Here is an 18,941-nt window from a genome sequence, read left to right as displayed (position 1 = left end):
TCAGTCCTCGGGGTCGTAGAGGGTGTCGAGCTTGTCGGCGAAGGCCTTGGCCACGGCGGAGCGCCGGACCTTGAGACTCGGGGTCACCTCCCCGTCGGCGACCGACAGTTCCCGGTCCAGGATCTCGTAGCGCTTCACCGTCTCCCACCGCTCCAGGCGGGCGTTGGCCTTCGCCATGTAGTGGTCGATCATGCCGCGGACCTCGGCGTTCTGACTGAGCTCCGCGTACGACAGCCCCTCGATGTTGTGCCGCTGGGCCCACTTCAGGATCGCGTCCTCGTCCAGGGTGATCAGCGCCGAGATGTACTTGCGGCCCTCGCCCTGGACGAACACCTGGGAGACGTACGGGTTGTTGTTGACGATCGCCCCCTCGACCTTCTGCGGCGCGACGAACTTGCCGCCGGAGGTCTTGATCAGGTCCTTCTTGCGGTCGGTGATCCGCAGCCGGCCGCGCGCGTCGAGCTCGCCGATGTCGCCGGTGGCGAACCAGCCGTCGGCGGTGTATGCGGCGGCGGTCTCCTCGGGGAGATTGTGGTAGCCGACGGCCAGGGCCGGGCTCTTGACCAGGATCTCGCCGTCCTCGGCGATCCGCACCTCGTTGCCCGGGATCGGACCGCCGACGGTGCCCAGGTCGGGGTCGTTCGGGATGTCGAGGAAGGTGATCGCGGCGGTCTCGGTCATCCCGTAGCCCTCGATCAGCGGGATCCCGGCGGCCCAGAACCAGTTCTGCACCTGCGGGTTGAGCTTCGCCGAGCCGGACACGAACCAGCGCACCCGCCCGCCCATCGTCGCGTGCAGCTTGGAGAACACCAGCCGGTGGGCGATCGCGTAGCGGATCGCCAGCCCGCGCGGCAGCGGCCGGCGGGTGGTCAGGTACGGCAGGGCCCGCTGCCCGACGGAGAAGGCCCAGCGTGGGATCCTGGAGATGACGCCGCGGTTCTTCAGGATCACCGCGTTGCGGACCTTCTCGAAGATCCGCGGGGCGCCGGCCATGATCGTCGGCCGCACCTGGCCGAGCCCTTCGACGATCCGGGAGATGTCCCCCTCGACCGCGTGCACCAACCCGCTGCCGAGCTGGATCGAGATCAGGCACTTGCCGAAGACGTGCGACAGCGGCAGCCACAGGAAGTGGATCTCGTCGGGCTGCAGGATCCCCATGTCCTGGCCGACCCGGTAGCCCTCGTGGGTCCAGGACCGGTGCGACAAGCGGACGCCCTTCGGCCGGCCGGTGGTGCCGGAGGTGTAGATCAGGGTCGACAGTGTGCCGGCGTTCGTCGCGGCGATGGTCGCGTCGACACAGCCGGGGTGGTCGGTCAGCCAGGCCTCGCCGAGGGTACGGAACGCGGACCAGGAGATCACCTTGCCGCCGTCGTCGACGTGGTCGAGGCCCTCGGGATCGAGGACGACCACCTTGACGATCGCATCCAGGGTGTCGCGGTGCAGCCGGATCTTCTCGACCTGGTCCGCGTTCTCGGCGAAGACGATCCGCGAGCCGGAGTCACCGAGGATGTGCGCGACGTCGTGGTCGTGGGTGTTGGGGTAGACCGTGGTGGTCGCGCCACCGGCGCACATGATCGCCAGGTCGATCAGGATCCACTCGATCCGGGTACTGGAAGCGATCGCCACCCGGTCCTCGAGCTGCAGACCGAGGGCGAGCAGGCCGGCGGCGAGATCGAACACCCGGTGGTGCGCCTCGGTCCAGCTCATCGTGGCCCACGCGTCATCGGCGCCACGGTAGAGGTAGGCGGGGCGGGCCCCGAACTCCTCGACCGCCGCCAGGAACATCTTGCCCACCGAATCCTCACGGCGGGCCAGGAAGGCTGCGGACGGCGGAGCCAACTGCTCCAGCACAGAGTCGGCCAGGTCGGGCATCTCTCTCCTTGACGATGGGCGGTACGGGCGGAGGGGACCGCGCCGAAACGCGGACCAGCCCGGGCAGCACTGACCGGACGGGCCTGTTCAGCCTATCGTCCGTGTCGTACGCCCGGGCCGGTGCGCCCGGTCCGCCGCCGGGGCAGCCACCGATTTGTGGGGGTGCCACAAGCGGACCGTGGGTTCGTTTGGAGAGTCCGGACCGATGGTCCGGCGGCATCCCGGGCCCCGCAGGGGGGCCGGGAAGGGCTCAGCGGTTGAGGGTGGCCTCGAGGGAGACGGTGATGGTGACCTTGTCACCGAGCATGACGGCGTCGCCCTGCAGCGGGATGTTGAACTCGATGCCGAAGTCCTTCTTGTTGATCACGGCGGTGCCCTCGGCGCCCATCCGGAACAGGCCGAAGGCATCGGGATCGACCGCACCGTTGAAGGTGGCGTCGAAGGTGATCGGCTTGGTGACGTCCTTGATGGTCAGGTCGCCGTTGATCTTGTAGTCCTCACCCTCACCCTCGACGGAAGTCGAGGTGAAGGAGAAGGTCGGGAACTGGTCGGCGCCGAGGATCTCGGAGGTGCGGATGTGCTCATCACGCTGGGCCTGGTTGGTGTTGATCGAGGCGACAGCGACCTCGGCCCGGACGCTGGCGTCCTTCGGGTCGGCGGAGCCGGTGACGATCGCCCCGCTGACGTCACCGAAGTGGCCGCGCACCTTGCTCATCATGTGACGGATGGTGAACGCCACCTCGGAGTGGGCGGGATCGATGGTCCAGGTGCCGGGAACGAGCTCAGTCATGGGGAATCCTTCGAGGGTGAGAAGCCTGGTCACTACCGTTGCCGGTCCATGCCGTTGAACCTTCAACGCGGTGGACGCTAGTCGGCAACTATTGAAGTGTCAACATTGCGGTGATGTCTTCTGGATCACATCCAACGGCCTCACTTTGACACGCGAACGGTTCCCACCGGGGTGCTCCGACCGCGGTCGTGAGCATTCCCACATCCCGCACGGCCTGCCTGGGTGGGGTGGCAACTATTGAAACATCAACGTATCGCGTAACATGGATTCATGACCGCAGTGCCCAAGACCGACTGTCCACCCCGGTGGCTGGATGAGGATCAGCAGCAGATCTGGCGTACGTACCTGCGCGGTGTCCACCACCTCGACGAATACCTCGACCGGGCGCTGCGCCCGTTCGACCTGTCCCTGGCCGAGTACGAGATCCTCGTCTCGCTCTCCGAGGCCGACGAGCACCGGCTGCGGATGTCGGATCTCGCCGACGCCGTCCATCAGTCCCGCTCCCGGCTGACCCACACCGTCAGCCGGATGGAGAAGGGCGGTCTGATCGAGCGGCTGGCCTGCCCGAGCGACCGGCGCGGGGTGTGGGCACAGCTCACCACGACCGGCTACGACCTGCTGGTGGTGGCCGCGCCGTGTCATGTGGAATCCGTCCGCACCGCCCTGGTCGACGCCGCCACACCGGAGGACTACGAGGCCCTCGGCCGCGTCTTCGCCGCCGTCCTCGCCGTCCCGGACATCGCCCAGGGCCGGGGCAAGCAGGCCTGACCACCCCGATCGGCCCGGCGGATCCGGCGGCCGGGCCACCACCGCGTCACCACCCGGATGCCACCGATCGAGGCGGCCGATCGGCCCGGCAGGTCCGTACGGCAAAATGAAGCCATGCGCCTGCCGTCCGTGCTGTCCCGTCCCCGCCCCACCGACCGCCCCGCGGCACCGGGCGGCTCTCCGGCCGACCGTTTCGCCGAGGGCTTGGACCGGGCCCGGATCGCGGACCGTTACGACACCAGCACACTGACCCGCGGCCTCTACTCCTCCGACGGGTCGATCTACCGGCTCGTGCCGACGGGCGTCGTACGCCCCCGCAGCACCGAGGAGTTGGAGCAGGTGCTCGCCGCCGCACGGGCGGCGGGCGTCACGGTCACCGCCCGCGGCGCCGGCACCTCCTGCGCCGGCAACGCCGTCGGCGAGGGGATCGTCGTCGACACCCTCAGACACCTGACCCGGATCGTCGAGGTCGACCCGGCCACCCGTACCGCTGTGGTCGAGCCGGGCGTGGTCCAGGACTGGTTGCAGCGGGCCGCCGCCCCGCACGGCCTGCGGTTCGGCCCCGACCCCTCCACCAGCACCCGGTGCACGATCGGCGGCATGATCGGCAACAACGCCTGCGGGCCCCGCGCCCTGGGCTACGGGCGGACCGCCGACAACATCGTCTCCTTGGAGGTGGTGACCGGCACCGGCGAGAAGCTGGTGCTCGGCCGGGCCGACGACCCGACCGCGACGCCGGTGGCCGACTCCCCCACCCTGACTGCGCTCAAGGCGCTGGTCGAGGCGAACCTCGCCACCATCCGCACCGAGTTCGGCCATTTCTCCCGCCAGGTCTCGGGCTACTCGCTGGAGCACCTGCTGCCGGAGAACGGCTTCGACGTGGCGTCGTTCTTCGCCGGCACCGAGGGGACCCTCGGGATGGTGACCCGGGCCCTGGTCCGCCTGGTCGGCGATGCCCCGGACAAGGTCACCGTCGCTCTCGGCTACCCGTCGATGCCGGAGGCCGCCGACGCCACCCCGCTGCTGCTGGAGCACCGGCCGGTGGCGATCGAGGGCCTGGACCGCCGGATCGTTGACGTGGTGGCCGAGCGGCAGGGCCCGGCGGCGGTGCCGGAGCTGCCCGGCGGCGACGGCTGGGTCTTCGTCGAGCTGGTCGGCGAGGACGCGGCCGAGGTGCGTCGGCGCGGCCAGGCACTGGTCGACGCCGCCCTGGCCGCAAACCCGGCCGCCCGGGGTGGGATCGTCGACGACACTGCCCTGGCGGCCAGGCTGTGGAAGATCCGCGCCGATGGCGCCGGCCTGGCCGGGGTCGCGTTCGACAAGCCGGCATACGCCGGGTGGGAGGACTCCGCGGTCCCGCCGGCCCGGCTGGGCGCCTACCTGCGTGACCTCGACGACCTGCTCCGGCGCCACGGCCTGCGGGGCCTGCCGTACGGGCACTTCGGCGACGGGTGCGTGCACTGCCGGATCGACTGGCCACTGACCGAGCCGGGCGGCGCCCGAGCGTACAAGCTGTTCATCGAGGAGGCCGCCGACCTGGTGGCCCGCTACGGCGGCTCGATGTCCGGCGAACACGGCGACGGCCGGGCCCGCTCCGCGCTGCTGCCGAAGATGTACTCTCCCGCCGCGATCGCGCTGTTCGCCGAGGTGAAGCGGATCTTCGACCCGGAGAACCTGCTCAACCCCGGCGTGCTGGTGGATCCGGCACCGGTCGAGGCGGACATCCGGGCGGTCGCCGCCGGGCCGACCGCCTTCCGGCGCGACCACCGGCAGTTCTCCGACGAGGTCCACCGGTGCACCGGGGTCGGCAAGTGCATCGCCGACACCACCGCCGGGGGCGGCGTGATGTGCCCCTCCTACCAGGCGACCCGCAACGAGAAGGACTCCACCCGCGGCCGGTCCCGGGCCCTGGAGGAAATGGTCAACGGCGAGCTGATCGCCGACGGCTGGCGCTCGGTGGAGGTGCTGGAGGCCCTCGACCTGTGCCTCTCCTGCAAGGGCTGCCGCCGGGACTGCCCGACCGGGATCGACATGGCAGCGTACAAGGCCGAGTTCCTCGACCACTACTACGCCGGCCGGCTCCGCCCGCGCGACCACTACTTCATCGGACTGCTGCCGCTGTGGGGCCGGCTGGTGACGGGCATCCCGGGGCTGCACCGGATCGCGAACGCGGCGCTCGGCCTGAAGCCGCTCGCCGCGGTGGCGAAGTGGGCCGCCGGGGCCGACCAGCGCCGCCACATCCCGGTCTTCTCCCCCGGCCGGGCCACCCGGGCGGGCCGGCGACTGCTGCATCTCGAGCAGGTCCAGCACCCGCGCCGGGCCCGACACGGCGAGGTGGTGATCTGGACCGACTCGTTCACCGACGTGTTCGCCGGCGGAAGCCTGCCCTCGGTGATCAAGGTGCTCCTCGACGCAGGCTACGCCCCGCGGCTGCTGGGGCGGGAGGCCTGCTGTGGCCTGTCGTGGATCTCCACCGGCCAGCTCGACGGTGCCCGGAAGCGGATGCGCCGGGCGATGGACGTCATCCACCCGATCCTGGCCGCCGGCACCCCGGTGATCGGTATCGAACCGTCCTGCACGTCGGTGTGGCGCAGCGACGTCCGTGACCTGCTGCCGGACGACCCGCGGACGCCGGACATGGCCGGGGTGCTCACCCTGGCCGAGCTGCTCGCCCGCACCCCCGACTACCGGGTGCCCGACCTGACCGGCACGACGATCGTGGCCCAACCGCACTGCCACCAGAGCTCGGTGATCGGCTACGCCGCCGACACCGAGCTGCTGGCCCGGACCGGGGCCGAGCTCCGTACGCTCGGCGGCTGCTGCGGGCTGGCCGGCAACTTCGGGTCGGTCACCGGCCACTACGACGTCTCGGTCGCGGTGGCCGAGCACGACCTGCTCCCCGCCATCGAGGCCGCCGGTCCCGACGCGGTGATCCTCGCCGACGGCTTCTCCTGCCGGACCCAGGTGGCGGACCTGGCCGACCGGACGGCGGTCACCCTCGCCGAGCTGCTCGCCCGCGGCGCCCGGGACTGAGACCAGGAGACCCGGCGCGGACAACGCGGGACCGGCAGCCTGTGCCGGTGGCTGCGGCACCGTCGGATCCGCAGGACCGTCCGTGCCGGGGGCCGGCACTTCGGCCGCCGCCGTTCCCTGGTCCGGAACGGCGGACGGGCCGGCGCGGGATCGGCGGCGGGACGCCGCCCGCGCTCCGACGGCACGTCCGGCCACGGTCCGCCCCGGGGTGGCCGTCCGGTCGCCCGAGGCGGACCCCCAGTCTTCAGGCGCGGTCTGACCACGCTGGCGGCCCCCGACATTCCCCCAGGGGCGGCCCAGCATTTGGTCAGACCCTGGGTCCCGCGTCGTTGCGTGGATCGGACGGACCAATGTGACCCGGTTCACGGTCCGGCACGAACCCTGCGCACGCCTGTCGGACGCGGCCTACCGTGGTGGAACCGCACGCGTCACCGGCCGCACGGGCAGCACCCGAGGCCGGCCTCCGAACGCCCCGCGGGAGCGTACGTCGAGGTGCGGACGCTGCCGCGCACGCCGCCTCGGCAGGCGTCAGGAGGACGGACGAGGGCGCCTGTCCCCTGACCCGAAGGACCATCTCGTGTCGAAGAAGTACACCGCAGCCATCGTCGGTTCCGGCAACATCGGTACGGACCTGATGTTCAAGCTGCTCCGCAAGAGTGAGCACATCCAGCCGACCCACATGATCGGCATCGATCCCGAGTCGGACGGCCTCAAGCGTGCCAAGCGCGTCGGCCTGCAGACCTCGGCCGAGGGCGCCAAGTGGCTGCTCGCCCAGGACGACCGGCCCGACTTCGTCTTCGAGGCGACCAGCGCGAAGGCCCATGCGGCCTGGGCGCCGGCCTACAAGGAGGCCGGGATCCATGCGATCGACCTCACCCCGGCCGCCGTCGGCCCGTTCCTCTGCCCGCCGGTCAACCTCGACTCGCTGACCGACGTGATGAACGTCAACATGATCACCTGTGGCGGTCAGGCGACCACGCCGATGGTCGCCGCCGTCTCGCGGGTCGTGCCGGTCGACTACGCCGAGATCGTCGCCTCGATCGCCTCGAAGTCCGCCGGTCCCGGCACCCGAGCCAACATCGACGAGTTCACCGAGACCACCTCGGCGGCTCTCGAGGCGGTCGGCGGCGCCAAGAAGGGCAAGGCGATCATCATCCTCAACCCGGTCGAGCCGCCGATGATGATGCGCAACACGGTCTACTGCTCGCTCCCGGCGGAGGCCGCCGAGCCCGGCACCACCCAGGATGCCGTCAAGGACTCCATCGCCCGGATGGTGGAGACCGTCCAGTCGTACGTCCCGGGCTACAAGCTCGTCGCCGAACCGCAGTTCGACCACGCCCGCCCGGAGTGGAACGGCTGGGGCCGGGTGACCTGCCTGATCCAGGTCCGCGGCGCCGCCGACTACCTGCCGGAGTACGCCGGCAACCTCGACATCATCACCTCCGCCGCCACCCGCACGGGCGACCTGCTCGCCGAGCGCATCGAGGCCGGCAAGACCCAGGAAGGGGTGCGGGCATGAGCTCCGCCAAGCACACGCTGGATCCCAACAAGACCTACGCCGCGCGGATCATCGACACCACGCTGCGCGACGGCTCGCACGCGGTCCGTCACCAGTTCACCCTCGAGCAGGTCAAGGACGTCACCCGGGCCCTGGACGAGGCCGGGGTCGACATCATCGAGGTGACCCACGGCGACGGGCTGGCCGGCTCCTCCTTCAACTACGGCTTCTCCAAGGTCAACGAGATGGACCTGATCGAGGCCGCCAAGGGCGAGGCGAAGCACGCCAAGATCGCCGCGCTGATGCTGCCCGGTCTGGGGACCCTGCACGAGCTGCGCGAGGCCAAGGAACGCGGCATCGACGTGATCCGGATCGCCACCCACTGCACCGAGGCCGACGTCTCCATCCAGCACTTCCAGGAAGCCCGGAAGATGGGCCTGGAGACCGCCGGCTTCCTGATGCTGTCGCACATGATCGAGCCGGACCAGCTGGCCAAGCAGGCCCGGATCATGGCCGACGCCGGCTGCCAGTGCGTGTACGTCGTCGACTCCGCCGGAGCGATGATCCTCGACCAGGTCGGCGAGCGGGTCCGCGCCCTGAAGGACGAGCTCGGCGACGAGGCCGAGGTCGGCTTCCACGGGCACCAGAACATGAGCTTCGGCGTCGCCAACTCGGTGTACGCGGTCGCCGAGGGTGCCACCTGGATCGACGGTTCGCTGCGCGGCCTGGGTGCCGGTGCCGGCAACTCCCCCACCGAGGTGCTGGCCGCGGCGTTCGAGCGTCTCGGCATCAAGACCAACGTGGACGCCATCAAGATCCTGGCGGCCGCCGAGGACGTGGCCGCCCCGATCATCCCCCGCCAGCCGATGATGGACCGGGCGTCGATCATCCAGGGCAAGGTCGGTGTCTACAACTCCTTCCTCTTCCACGCCGAGCGCGCCGCCGAGCGGTACGGCGTCCCGGTCCAGGAGATCCTGGAGGAGGCCGGCCGCCGCGGGTACGTCGGTGGTCAGGAGGACATGCTGATCGACGTCGCCGTGTCGCTGGCCGCCGGAGGCACCGCGGCCTGAGCCGCACTCACGCGCACCGTCCAGGGGCGTCCCGGGGTTCCCACCCGGGGCGCCCCTGCGTCGTTGCCCCGTGGCCCCCGCACTCGAGGATCTACCCCCTTGACAATGAGCCGGTCGTGGCTCCTGGTCCTCCCGCCATGGCCCGGACCCCCTCGGCAAGTACCCGTCCCGCCCGCCGGGACCCCCTCCGGGCCAAAATCCCCCGGGTCACGTAGTACGACAAATTGCGTAGACCCCTTGTCCAGCCGCCGGACACAATGTGGCGCACGTCTCATTCCCTGTGATGGCGCGGATTTACGCGGCTTCCGGACCCGTCCGGTGCCGCTTCGGGGGTCTGGCTGCGGCTGATGTCATCGGACCTCGATCCTGACAGGTATTGTGTGACCCACGGTGCCGCCCTGCGGCACTGGTTCCTGTTCAGTGCACCATCGACGGTGCAAGGCCGGAGGTGGATGGATGACAACGGGCCAGCGCGACAGCCGGACTGCCGTCGACAAAGCATTGGCGCTGCTTCGGGCCTTCGGGGACGAGGTGACGACCGGCGTCGGGGTGAGCGAACTGGCACGTCGCACTGAGCTCAGCAAGTCGACCGCGTTCCGTCTGCTCGGCATCCTGGAGCGCAACGGTGCGGTCGAGCGTGCGGGCAGCAACTACCGGCTGGGACCGATGATCCATGACCTGCCGACGCCCGAGTCCGCGCCCGAGATCGACATGCTGCGTGACGTGCTCACCCCCTTCCTCTCCATCCTCTACGAGCAGTCCCGGCAGACGGTGCACCTGGCTGTCCTGCAGGGCACTGACGTGGTGTACCTGAACAAGCTGCACGGTTTCCACCGGGTGCCGTCGCCGTCGCGGATCGGTGGGCGGGTCCCGGCCTATTGCACCGGCATCGGCAAGGCGATGCTGGCGTACGACCCGGTCCTGATCGACCAGGTGTGCAGCAGCGAGCTGCCGGCGATCACACCGCACACCATCACCGATCCGGACAAGCTGCGTCGGCAGCTGGCCCGGGTCAAGGAGCAGGGCATCGCGTTCGACTTCGAGGAGGTGCGCCGGGGGCTCAACTGCGTCGCCGCGCCGGTGATGTCGCCCACCCACACCCCGGTGGCCGGCCTGAGCATCTCCGGGCCGGTCGGCAAGTTCGATCCCCGCCGGTGGGCCACCCCGCTGCGCCAGATCTCCTTCGAGGCGTCCAAGGTCTATGCCGCCCAGCTGCGGGCCCGCCGGCAGCGGGCCGCGACGACGGTGAAGACGGCCTGAGTCGCCAGGACACCGGGCGGGGCCCCCGCCGGCAAGGGCTGACCGCCCTGCCTGCACACACCTCGCCGGCAGACACCTCGCCGGCAGACACCTCGCCGGCAGACACCAGGAGGGGCTCCGCACCGGCGGTGCGGAGCCCCTCCTGACAGGTCACCGACCGAGGATCGGCGACCGCGACGATCAGCCGCGGGTGAGCCGGCGGTGGGTGGTGCGGTGCGGCCGGGCGGCCTCGACGCCGAGGCGCTCGACCTTGTTCTTCTCGTAGTCCTCGAAGTTGCCCTGGAACCAGAACCACTGGGCCGGGTCCTCCTCGGTCCCTTCCCAGGCGAGGATGTGCGTGGCGACCCGGTCGAGGAACCACCGGTCGTGGGAGATCACGACGGCGCAGCCAGGGAACTCCAGCAGCGCGTCCTCCAGCGACTGCAGGGTCTCGACGTCCAGGTCGTTGGTCGGCTCGTCGAGCAGCAGCAGGTTGCCGCCCATCTTCAGGGTGAGCGCCAGGTTGAGGCGGTTGCGCTCACCACCCGAGAGCATGCCGGACTTCTTCTGCTGGTCCGGGCCCTTGAAGCCGAAGGAGGCCACGTACGCCCGGGACGGCATCTCGAAGTTCGCGACCTTGATGAAGTCGAGGCCGTCCGAAACCACCTCCCAGACGTTCTTCTCGCCGTCGATGCCGGCGCGGCTCTGGTCGACATAGGAGATGGAGACCGTCTTGCCGAGCTCCAGGGAGCCGGAGTCCGGTGTCTCCTCACCGACGATCATCTTGAACAGGGTCGACTTGCCGACGCCGTTCGGGCCGATCACGCCGACGATGCCGGCGCGCGGCAGCTCGAAGCCGAGGCCGTCGAACAGTTCGCGGTCGTCGAAGGCCTTGTGCACATCGGTGGCCTTGAGGACATCGTTACCGAGGCGCGGGCCCGGCGGGATGTTGATCTCGGAGGTGTCGAGCTTGCGGTTGCGTTCCGCCTCGGCGGCCAGTTCCTCGTACCGGGCCAGACGTGCCTTGTTCTTCGCCTGCCGGGCCTTCGGGCTGGACCGCACCCACTCCAGCTCCTTCTCCAGGATCTTGGCGCGCTTGGCGTCCTTCTGACCCTCGATCTGGAGGCGCTTGCGCTTGGTGTCCAGGTACGTGGAGTAGTTACCCTCGTAGGGATGCAGCTGACCGCGGTCGACCTCGCAGATCCAGCTGGCGACGTTGTCGAGGAAGTAGCGGTCGTGGGTGACCGCCAGCACCGCGCCCGGGTAGGACTTCAGGTGGCTCTCGAGCCAGGCGACCGATTCGGCGTCGAGGTGGTTGGTGGGCTCGTCGAGCAGCAGCAGGTCGGGCTGCTCGAGCAGCAGCTTGCACATCGCGACCCGGCGTCGCTCCCCGCCGGAGAGAACGTCGACGACGGCGTCCGCCGGCGGGCAACGCAGGGCGTCCATCGCCTGCTCGAGCTGGGAGTCGAGGTCCCAGGCGTTCGCGGCGTCGAGGGCGGTCTGCAGCTCACCCATCTCGGCCATCAGGGCGTCGAAGTCGGCGTCCGGGTCGGCCATCTCCATGCCGATCTCGTTGAACCGGTCGAGCTTGCCCTTGATCTCGGCCACGCCCTCCTGGATGTTCTCCAGCACGGTCTTGCCCTCGGTCAGCGGCGGCTCCTGCAGCAGGATCCCGACGGTGGCGCCCTTTGCGATCGTCACGTCGCCGTTGTCGGGCTGGAGCAGCCCGGCCATCAGCTTCAGCAGCGTCGACTTGCCGGCGCCGTTCGGGCCGACCACGCCGATCTTGGCGTCGGGGAAGAACGACATCGTGACGTTGTCGAGGACGACCTTGTCCCCCAGCTTCTTGCGGACGTTGTGCATCGTGCAGATGAACTCAGCCACGGATCACTCCAGCTTTCTCACGTACGGACCCGGACCGGGTCCGGGAGGGCGGGCACGGCGCGAGGGCACGCCGTCCGCCAGTATGCCAGCGACGAAGCAGAGGCCCCAATCGCCGATTCCTCGCCCACCCGGTCCCGCGAGCCACCATCGAGGGGCGGGATTCACGCCGCTGCGCGGTTCCGTTCCCGATGCTGATCGATCCAGCCGAGCGTCCGCTCGACAAGCTCAGGATCGTACGCGTGCTGGACGGTGCCCTCGATACTGTCGAGGAGTTCAGCAGGGAGCTGGATTCCTGCCAGCAGCGTGAACTGCATGCAATCGTCTAGTGCCATGTCTGGGTCAACGTCGAAGAGATCGGAGCGAATGAGGGATTGATCTCCCTCGGGCAGGTGAGGGACGACATCCGCGAGAAGCCGATCGACCTGCTGCTCAACGCTCAACATGGTTCCATCCCTCCTCGTTCAAGATCGCCATTTCCAGAGGCATCTGGTCGGCGCCCCCGCCCTTCGTGCGATTCATCATGATGCCAGCCCCATTCTTGGGGACTACCGCCCGGAAATCCTTGTACCCGGCGCCGTAGGCCGACACTTCGACGATAACACCGTCCACTAGTCGTCGTACTGTCCTGCGGTCACCCGAAACGTAGACCGCATCAGGGTCAGTCCACGCAATCACTGCCGCCCGCTCCATGTCGGCCCTGGTCCAGCTCGCCGGAAACTCGGTCTTGCCTGCCCACCCTCGGCCTGAGCGATGGCCGCCATGGAGCAGAGCCTGGCCGTTCGGGCGGCGGGCTAGTGACTCACGCGACCGCCTGCCCGTACGCGCCGAGGCCCGCCTCGGTCGCGTCCTCGTCGCCCTGGTCGGTCGCGTACGTCTCGGGGGCATCGGAGCGCTGTTCGCCGTCGACCGGGGCCTGCTCCACCACGGCGAAGGGTGCCTCGTCGTCGTCCGACTGCTCCCGGCCGGGCACCTCGGCCTCGGACGGTATCGCCCCGACCCCGGGCTGCTCCGCCGTCGGTGCGGAGGCCGCCGCGCGACGCCGGACGATCACCACGGTGCCCCGGTTCAGGTCCGGGCCGATGGACAGCGCCTCGATCTCGTCGCGGGTCTGCACGACCCCGTCCTTGTCCGCCCACTCGTGGGTCCGCACCCGGCCGTGGACGATGACGGAGTCCCCACGGCGCAGGGAATGGAAGGCGTTCTCGGCCAGGCGGCGCCAGCAGCTGACCCGGTACCACGTCGTCGTGCCGTCGTGCCACTGGCCGTCGCGCTGGATCCGTGGCGTGTTCGCGATGGAGAACTCGGTGAACAGGTGCTGCTCGGGACCCACAGAGCGGATCCGCGGGTCGGCACCCAGATTGCCGGTGAGAGTGATGATGGCGTCCATGGTCTTCCTCCGGTCGTGTCTGCCCAGCTCGGGAGCGATCTCCCCCGCAGGGTGGGACGAACGGGCGTCACGGCGGCCCGCGACGGGCGCACTGTGGACAACTCCTGCAGGACACCGGCAGGCTGTGGACAGCCGGGCCGGTCCGCGGACACAGGCTCCCGCCGGGCACGACGATCAGCCCTGCCGCGCCGCCCTGCGGCGTCCGCGGCCGGCAGTGACAACGTTCAGCCGGCCGCGATCGTCAGCTCGGCGCGGGCCTTCTCGTAACGGTCGAGTTCCTCGGTGACCGGATGGATCACCAGTTCGCGGGTGACGGTGTCGATCTTGCCGAGCAGCGCCCGGCGCGCCGTGGACACCTTGCGCCGCGCCCCGACCTCGACCCCGATCCGGCTCAGGCCGCCGACCACCAGGCCGAGCACCACCCCGCCGGCCACCAGCGCGGTCGGTGCCGGGATGCCCCGCCAGGACAGGTCGGGCAGCGGAGGCAGCCGCAGGTAGAGCAGACCGAAGTCCACCGCGAGCCAGGCCAGACCGGCGATCACGGTGGCAATCAGGATCCACTGGACGACGCGGATCACCGTCCACCATCGGCGGTTGCGGTGCATCTGCAGGTTCGTCGACCCGATGGCCCGGTCCAGGGCGTCGGAGAGGTCGCCGGTGCGGGAGCGGGCCGCCGCCCGGATGGCATCCGCCCAGCCTCGGGGCAGACCGGCCGAGGCCTCGTCGGCCAGCACCCGCAGCGCGGTGTCGACCTGGGCGGCGGGGACGCCCTGCAGGGAGGTGACCGAGGTCCGGGACAGCCCGGTCGGGGCATGGGTGGCGTCGATGCCCGATTCGATCTCCCGGCGCGAGCGCCGCCGGGGTGCCGGGTCCAGATGGAGCCGCCGCAGCGGGTCGGGGCGCAGGGTGGCCAGCCAGGAGACCACCGGCCATCCGGTGGCGCCGCGCCCCCGGCGCCGCCAGGCCTGTCCCACTGCCTCTGTCACGGCCGGGACACCGGCTGCCCGGGCGCAGGCCCCGTCCAGTTCCGCCACGGTCCGGTCGCTGACCCGGGGCGCCGCCGCGGTGCCCGATGCCTGCCGCAGCCGGGTGACGATGCGGTGGACGTCCACACCGACACGGTCGGCGACGGCCTGCTTGTCCCGGACCCGGCCGGCGAGGATGGTCCGCAGTTCCGCCATCCCCTCCCCGGTGACGGCGGACACGGCATGCACCGGCACCTCCCGCAGGCCCTCGCGGTCGAGCAGGGCACGCAGGTCGTCCAGGGTCCGGCGCCGGTCCTCGGGGGCGAGCAGATCGGTCTGGTTGAGCACGACCATCATCACCGGGGCGTACTCCCGCAACGGGACGAGGTAGTTGTCATGCAGGGCGGCGTCGGCGTACTTCTGCGGATCGACGACCCAGACCAGCATGTCGACGAGACGGACCAGGCGGTCGACCTCCATCCGGTGGGAGACCTCGACCGAGTCGTGGTCCGGCAGATCGAGCAGCACCAGGCCGTCGAGTCCGGCCTCAACGCCGGAGGCGTCGACGTGGTGGCGCCGCGGCACCTGCAACCAGTCGAGCAGTCCACCGGTCGGCTCGTCGCCCCAGATCACCGCCGCCGGGTGGGCGGTGGTGGGACGGCGGATACCGGGGGTGGACACCTCACTGCCGGCAAGGGCGTTGAAGAGGGTGGACTTGCCCGACCCGGTGGCACCGGCCAACGCTGTGACAGTCGCCGCCCCGGAGAACCTCAGCCGCTGTCCGGCCCGACGGACCACACTCCGGGCCTCTTCGACGAGCTGCGGATCGACCCGGCCGGAGGCGGCCTCGGCCGCCTCTCCGAGGGCACGCAGCCGGTCGGCGAGGCCGGGTTTCGACGGTCGGGCCATCACTTCTCCTCGTCCGGGTGGGTGGCCCCACCGTGGTCACGCCGCCAGTCGCGCTCGGGTTGCAGCAGACCGGTCTCCTCGGCCACCTGGCCGGTCGGAGCGCCCTCGGCGGTCCGATCCGCCGGGGCAGCCTCGGTCCCGGCCGGCACCGCTGGCTCGTCGGATCCGGCAGATGTCGTGGCCGGCCCCGCCGTCAGGGCGGGGGTGTCCCCCACCTCGAGGGCGGGCGGGGTCTCGGCCGGCACCACGGGAGGAGTCCCGGCGGGCGCCGCGTACGTCGCGGAGTCCAGGCCACCGGCGATCGCCTCCTCGACATGGCGGGCGGCGTCGCGGAGCTCCGCGGACTGCTGCGGGCGGACCTGCAGGGCGACCAGGCTCTGGTGATAACGCAGCAGTTCGGACGACATCAGCACCTCCACCCGCTCGTCGAGGTCCTCCTTGGCCTTCTTCGCCATCCGGCGGACGTTCTCGTCACCGAAGACTGCTTCCAGCAGACTCTGGGCCAGGGCGACCGACCCGCCGGCGATGCCGACCTCGGCGCCGGTCAGACCGCCGGTCTGGGTAAAGACGAGGACCATCAGCGTGGCGGCGACCCCGTTCACCCCGAGGGCGAGGTAGCGGGCCGTCAGCCGGCGCTGCCCGCCCTCTTCGCTGACCATGTCCAGGACGGCGCGCTGCCAGTCGCGGATCATCCGCGCCACCTGGTCGTCGAAGTCGTGGGAGGTGGCCGCCAGGTCGACGGCGCATCCCTCCAGGACCTGCCGGCCGGCAGGGTCACCCCGCCAGGCGGCCTCCGCGCGCTCGGCGGCGGCCCGGCCCTCCTCGATGATCAGCGCCTCGAGACCGGATTCGACGGCCACCTTGACATGGTCGGCCTCCACCGGTCGGCCCCGCAGCACCGCCATCAGGCGGTCACGCAGCAGGCTGATCCGGTTCTCCACCGCGCGCATGAACTCGCCGGTGCCGACGAACTCGTGCCACCGGGCGAGCACCTCGCCGCGCAGCAGGGTGCCGTCCGCGGTGCGCACCGTCACCGCCTTCACCGCCAGGTCGTACGCGGAGTTCGCGTCGTCGCGCAGCTGCGCCACCGCCCGGACCTGCTGGTCGACCGCGGTGGCGATCGCCGGGGTGCGCCGCGCGGTGTCCTCGATCGCTCCGGTCAGGGTGGACCGTACGACGTCCTGGCGGGTCCGGTCGCTCGCCACCAGGCTCGCCAGCCAGCCGCGGATCGGCGAGACCGCCGCGTTCGGCAGGATCCCCTGCGCGTCGACCGTCGTCTCGGGCACCGCGAACAGCGGCGCGTCCCCCAGGCCGCGGTGGGCCATCATCTGGCCCAGGTGCCCGGGGATGTCACGCATGCCCGCCGGCGGGACCCGGTCGAGCACCACGCCGACCGCCACGTGCCGATGGGCCGCGCCGTTGAGGAAATCCCAGGGCACGGCGTCGGCGTAGCGGGCGGCGGAGGTGACGAAGAGCCACATGTCGGCCGCCGCGAGGAGTTGCCCGGCCAGCGCCCGGTTCTCGTCGACCACGGAGTCGATGTCGGGGGCATCGAGGATCGCCAGACCGCGGGGCAGGGTGGGTTCGGCGACCAGCTGCAGGCCGGCGCCATCGGATTCGCCGGTCGCCCGGGCCAGTCCCGGCAGGATGCGCTGGCCCGCGAACCAGCCCGCGTCCTCGGTGTTGTGCACCAGCACCGGCCGTCGGGTCGTCGGCCGGATCACCCCGGAAGTGGTGACGGGACGTCCCACCAGGGAGTTCACCAGGGTGGATTTCCCGGCCCCGGTGGACCCGCCGACCACAACGAGCAGCGGGGCGTCCAGGCGGGCCAGCCGCGGCAGGACGTAGTCATCGAGCTGGTCGGCGATCGCGGTCGCCTCGGCGAGCGCCCGGTCGGCGCCGGGGAGTGGCAGGGGGAGATGAACGTCGGCCACCGCAGCTCGAAGCTCTTCGAGCGATTCGGCCAGCCGTCCCGTCATGGATCCTCCTACTGCTCAGGTGGCCCCCACTGCGGATCCACCGGCGAGTACTCGATGCCTGATGATCCTAGCGGTCCGTCGACCGGGGGCCTGCGCCGCGGTTCCGGCCGACCGCTGGCGGCCCGGTCACGCAGTGCCCGCCGCCAGCGCTGCCAGGGATACTCGATCGCCCCCGCGCCGACGACGACGGCCGCCGGACGGACGACGCGCATCCGGCGCAGCAGCTCCGCCTCGCGGCCCGGACCGGCGGCATCCACCAGTCCGCGGCCGACGGCATCGCGCAGGTAGGCCAGCTCGACCGCGTCGCGCTGCAGCCGCCAGGTGGCGGCGAACGTCGTCGGGCCGCGCCACAACGCGTACCACCGCGCCCGGATCCGCACCCGGGCGGCGCCCAGTGCCACCGCATCCGCCTCGTCGAGCCACCCGTACCGTCCGTACTCCGCCAGCCGGGCCTGCAGCACCGAACGCTCGCGGCGCAGCTGGTTGAGGATCGCCCCGATCACCGTGCCGACGAGCGCCAGGGCGATGAACCACAGCATCAGGCCCACCGGGGAGTCGGCCGAGGCGGTGAAGTTGAACACCATGTGGAGCAGGGCTGCGGCCAGGAAGCCGGTGAGCGGGGCCAGCACCCGCACCCGCTTGCTGCGGGCCCGCAGGGCGGTGGCCACGCCGATGCCGGTCATGATGGTGAACAGCGGGTGGGCGAAGAAGGTCATCCCTCCACGCATCAGGGCGAGCTGGTTCATCGCCTGTTGGGCGTCGACGCCGGTGCCCGAGGTGACCGAGACGTAACGGTAGATCCGCCCGTAGTAGACGATGTTCTCCACAAAGGCGAACCCGGTGCCCGACAGCCCGGCCAGGGCGACGGTGGACAGCCACGACATCACCCGGTTGCGGAACAGGATGGCGATCCAGAACACCACCGTCGCCTTGGCCGCCTCCTCGACGAAGGGGGCGATGAAGACCGCGCCGCGCAGGCTGGTCGCCGGGTCGCCGTTGCCGACGATCGACAGGTGGGCGGAGGCCCAGGTGTTGATCGGCGCGGCGATCGCCGTCGAGACCAGACCACCCCAGACCAGCGCGATCGTCCACAGCCACAGGCCCTGCGGCCGCAGCCGGTCGGCCAGGACCAGCAGCAGCGTCAGCGGGACGGCGGTGAAGGCCGCCAGCCGAGCGGCCTTCGGAATCACCGCGGTGCCGAGCCCCTGGATGGAGCCGGTGGCGGTGGTGTGCTCCGGCACGAAGAGCGTCCAGTTGACCAGGAACGCGGCGACGAAGAGGACCACCGTGGCCAGCGACATCCACAGCCGCCAGTCGCCGAGCAATCGGCGCGGCAGCGGCACCGTACGATCCACCGGCGCCGGCAGGCCGTTGCGGCGTCGCTCCCGACGCAGGTCCCGGGGGGTGGTGTCCCCGCCGGTGCCGACCGTGAGGCGCCCATCCGGGGAGGGGCCGCCCGCCTCCGGCCGGCCGGTGCCCACCAGGGACCGCGACGGGTCGCGGGTCGTGCGATGGGTCTCAACAGACATGTGGCCAAGGCTACCCAG

General features: G+C 70.8%; 13 protein-coding genes. 5 read left to right on the top strand and 8 right to left on the bottom strand.

Annotated features, from left to right (window positions below; all coding sequences use genetic code 11):
* On the bottom strand, positions 1-1,872 hold the full coding sequence (locus R0145_RS05790) for a long-chain fatty acid--CoA ligase (RefSeq protein ID WP_317839419.1): 1,872 nt from the start codon (positions 1,870-1,872) through the stop codon (positions 1-3).
* 250 nt (positions 1,873-2,122) lie between these two features.
* Positions 2,123-2,662, bottom strand: coding sequence for a YceI family protein (locus tag R0145_RS05785; protein ID WP_317839418.1), 540 nt, complete (start codon positions 2,660-2,662; stop codon positions 2,123-2,125).
* Between the two features lie 270 nt (positions 2,663-2,932).
* Here R0145_RS05785 and R0145_RS05780 point away from each other — a divergent pair, with 270 nt between their 5' ends.
* The 5 genes from R0145_RS05780 to R0145_RS05760 all read left to right on the top strand — a co-directional run bounded on the left by R0145_RS05780 (position 2,933) and on the right by R0145_RS05760 (position 10,291).
* The gene (locus R0145_RS05780; protein ID WP_317839417.1) at positions 2,933-3,430 is read left to right on the top strand and encodes a MarR family winged helix-turn-helix transcriptional regulator; all 498 of its coding nucleotides are present in this window, start codon (positions 2,933-2,935) and stop codon (positions 3,428-3,430) included.
* 114 nt (positions 3,431-3,544) lie between these two features.
* Entirely contained in the window at positions 3,545-6,463 is a 2,919-nt protein-coding gene (locus tag R0145_RS05775) for an FAD-binding and (Fe-S)-binding domain-containing protein (RefSeq protein ID WP_317839416.1), read from the top strand.
* A gap of 577 nt (positions 6,464-7,040) precedes the next feature.
* Positions 7,041-7,982 (top strand): acetaldehyde dehydrogenase (acetylating), encoded by a 942-nt coding sequence (locus R0145_RS05770; protein ID WP_317839415.1) that lies wholly within the window; start codon positions 7,041-7,043, stop codon positions 7,980-7,982.
* Positions 7,979-9,031: a 4-hydroxy-2-oxovalerate aldolase gene (gene dmpG, locus R0145_RS05765; protein WP_317839414.1), complete on the top strand. Its 1,053-nt coding sequence runs from the start codon at positions 7,979-7,981 to the stop codon at positions 9,029-9,031. Before R0145_RS05770 ends, dmpG begins: the two co-directional genes overlap by 4 nt.
* Positions 9,032-9,487: 456 nt before the next feature.
* Positions 9,488-10,291 carry an IclR family transcriptional regulator gene (locus R0145_RS05760; RefSeq protein WP_317839413.1) on the top strand — a complete coding sequence of 268 codons (804 nt, stop codon included), beginning with the start codon at positions 9,488-9,490 and terminating at the stop codon, positions 10,289-10,291.
* Positions 10,292-10,471: 180 nt separating this feature from the next.
* On the opposite strand, the gene ettA is transcribed toward R0145_RS05760, so the two are convergent.
* From ettA to R0145_RS05730, 6 genes are all read right to left on the bottom strand, one after another.
* On the bottom strand, positions 10,472-12,154 hold the full coding sequence (ettA, locus tag R0145_RS05755; RefSeq protein WP_317839412.1) for an energy-dependent translational throttle protein EttA: 1,683 nt from the start codon (positions 12,152-12,154) through the stop codon (positions 10,472-10,474).
* A 161-nt stretch (positions 12,155-12,315) separates the two neighbouring features.
* The gene (locus tag R0145_RS05750; RefSeq protein ID WP_317839411.1) at positions 12,316-12,597 is read right to left on the bottom strand and encodes a hypothetical protein; all 282 of its coding nucleotides are present in this window, start codon (positions 12,595-12,597) and stop codon (positions 12,316-12,318) included.
* Positions 12,598-12,953: 356 nt separating this feature from the next.
* Complete coding sequence (locus R0145_RS05745) at positions 12,954-13,541, bottom strand: single-stranded DNA-binding protein (RefSeq protein ID WP_317839410.1); 588 nt, start codon at positions 13,539-13,541, stop codon at positions 12,954-12,956.
* 224 nt (positions 13,542-13,765) lie between these two features.
* Positions 13,766-15,415: a GTPase gene (locus tag R0145_RS05740; protein WP_317839408.1), complete on the bottom strand. Its 1,650-nt coding sequence runs from the start codon at positions 15,413-15,415 to the stop codon at positions 13,766-13,768.
* Positions 15,415-17,394, bottom strand: coding sequence for a dynamin family protein (locus R0145_RS05735; protein ID WP_317839407.1), 1,980 nt, complete (start codon positions 17,392-17,394; stop codon positions 15,415-15,417). Before R0145_RS05735 ends, R0145_RS05740 begins: the two co-directional genes overlap by 1 nt.
* A gap of 8 nt (positions 17,395-17,402) precedes the next feature.
* Positions 17,403-18,923 (bottom strand): PrsW family intramembrane metalloprotease, encoded by a 1,521-nt coding sequence (locus tag R0145_RS05730; protein WP_317839406.1) that lies wholly within the window; start codon positions 18,921-18,923, stop codon positions 17,403-17,405.
* Between the last annotated feature and the right edge of the window lie 18 nt (positions 18,924-18,941).

The sequence above is a fragment of the Raineyella sp. W15-4 genome (assembly GCF_033170155.1).
GTDB lineage: Bacteria > Actinomycetota > Actinomycetes > Propionibacteriales > Propionibacteriaceae > Raineyella.
Note: the sequence above shows the minus strand (reverse complement) of the source record. Positions and strands in the feature narration are given on the sequence as shown.

Excerpts from the sequence above, each read along its gene's own strand:
- R0145_RS05735 (WP_317839407.1), bottom strand. The coding sequence starts at position 17,394 with ATGACGGGACGGCTGGCCGAATCGCTCGAAGAGCTTCGAGCTGCGGTG.
- R0145_RS05780 (WP_317839417.1), top strand. The coding sequence starts at position 2,933 with ATGACCGCAGTGCCCAAGACCGACTGTCCACCCCGGTGGCTGGATGAG.
- R0145_RS05745 (WP_317839410.1), bottom strand. The coding sequence starts at position 13,541 with ATGGACGCCATCATCACTCTCACCGGCAATCTGGGTGCCGACCCGCGG.
- R0145_RS05740 (WP_317839408.1), bottom strand. The coding sequence starts at position 15,415 with ATGGCCCGACCGTCGAAACCCGGCCTCGCCGACCGGCTGCGTGCCCTC.
- R0145_RS05760 (WP_317839413.1), top strand. The coding sequence starts at position 9,488 with ATGACAACGGGCCAGCGCGACAGCCGGACTGCCGTCGACAAAGCATTG.
- R0145_RS05730 (WP_317839406.1), bottom strand. The coding sequence starts at position 18,923 with ATGTCTGTTGAGACCCATCGCACGACCCGCGACCCGTCGCGGTCCCTG.
- R0145_RS05790 (WP_317839419.1), bottom strand. The coding sequence starts at position 1,872 with ATGCCCGACCTGGCCGACTCTGTGCTGGAGCAGTTGGCTCCGCCGTCC.
- R0145_RS05775 (WP_317839416.1), top strand. The coding sequence starts at position 3,545 with ATGCGCCTGCCGTCCGTGCTGTCCCGTCCCCGCCCCACCGACCGCCCC.
- R0145_RS05785 (WP_317839418.1), bottom strand. The coding sequence starts at position 2,662 with ATGACTGAGCTCGTTCCCGGCACCTGGACCATCGATCCCGCCCACTCC.
- R0145_RS05750 (WP_317839411.1), bottom strand. The coding sequence starts at position 12,597 with ATGTTGAGCGTTGAGCAGCAGGTCGATCGGCTTCTCGCGGATGTCGTC.
- dmpG (WP_317839414.1), top strand. The coding sequence starts at position 7,979 with ATGAGCTCCGCCAAGCACACGCTGGATCCCAACAAGACCTACGCCGCG.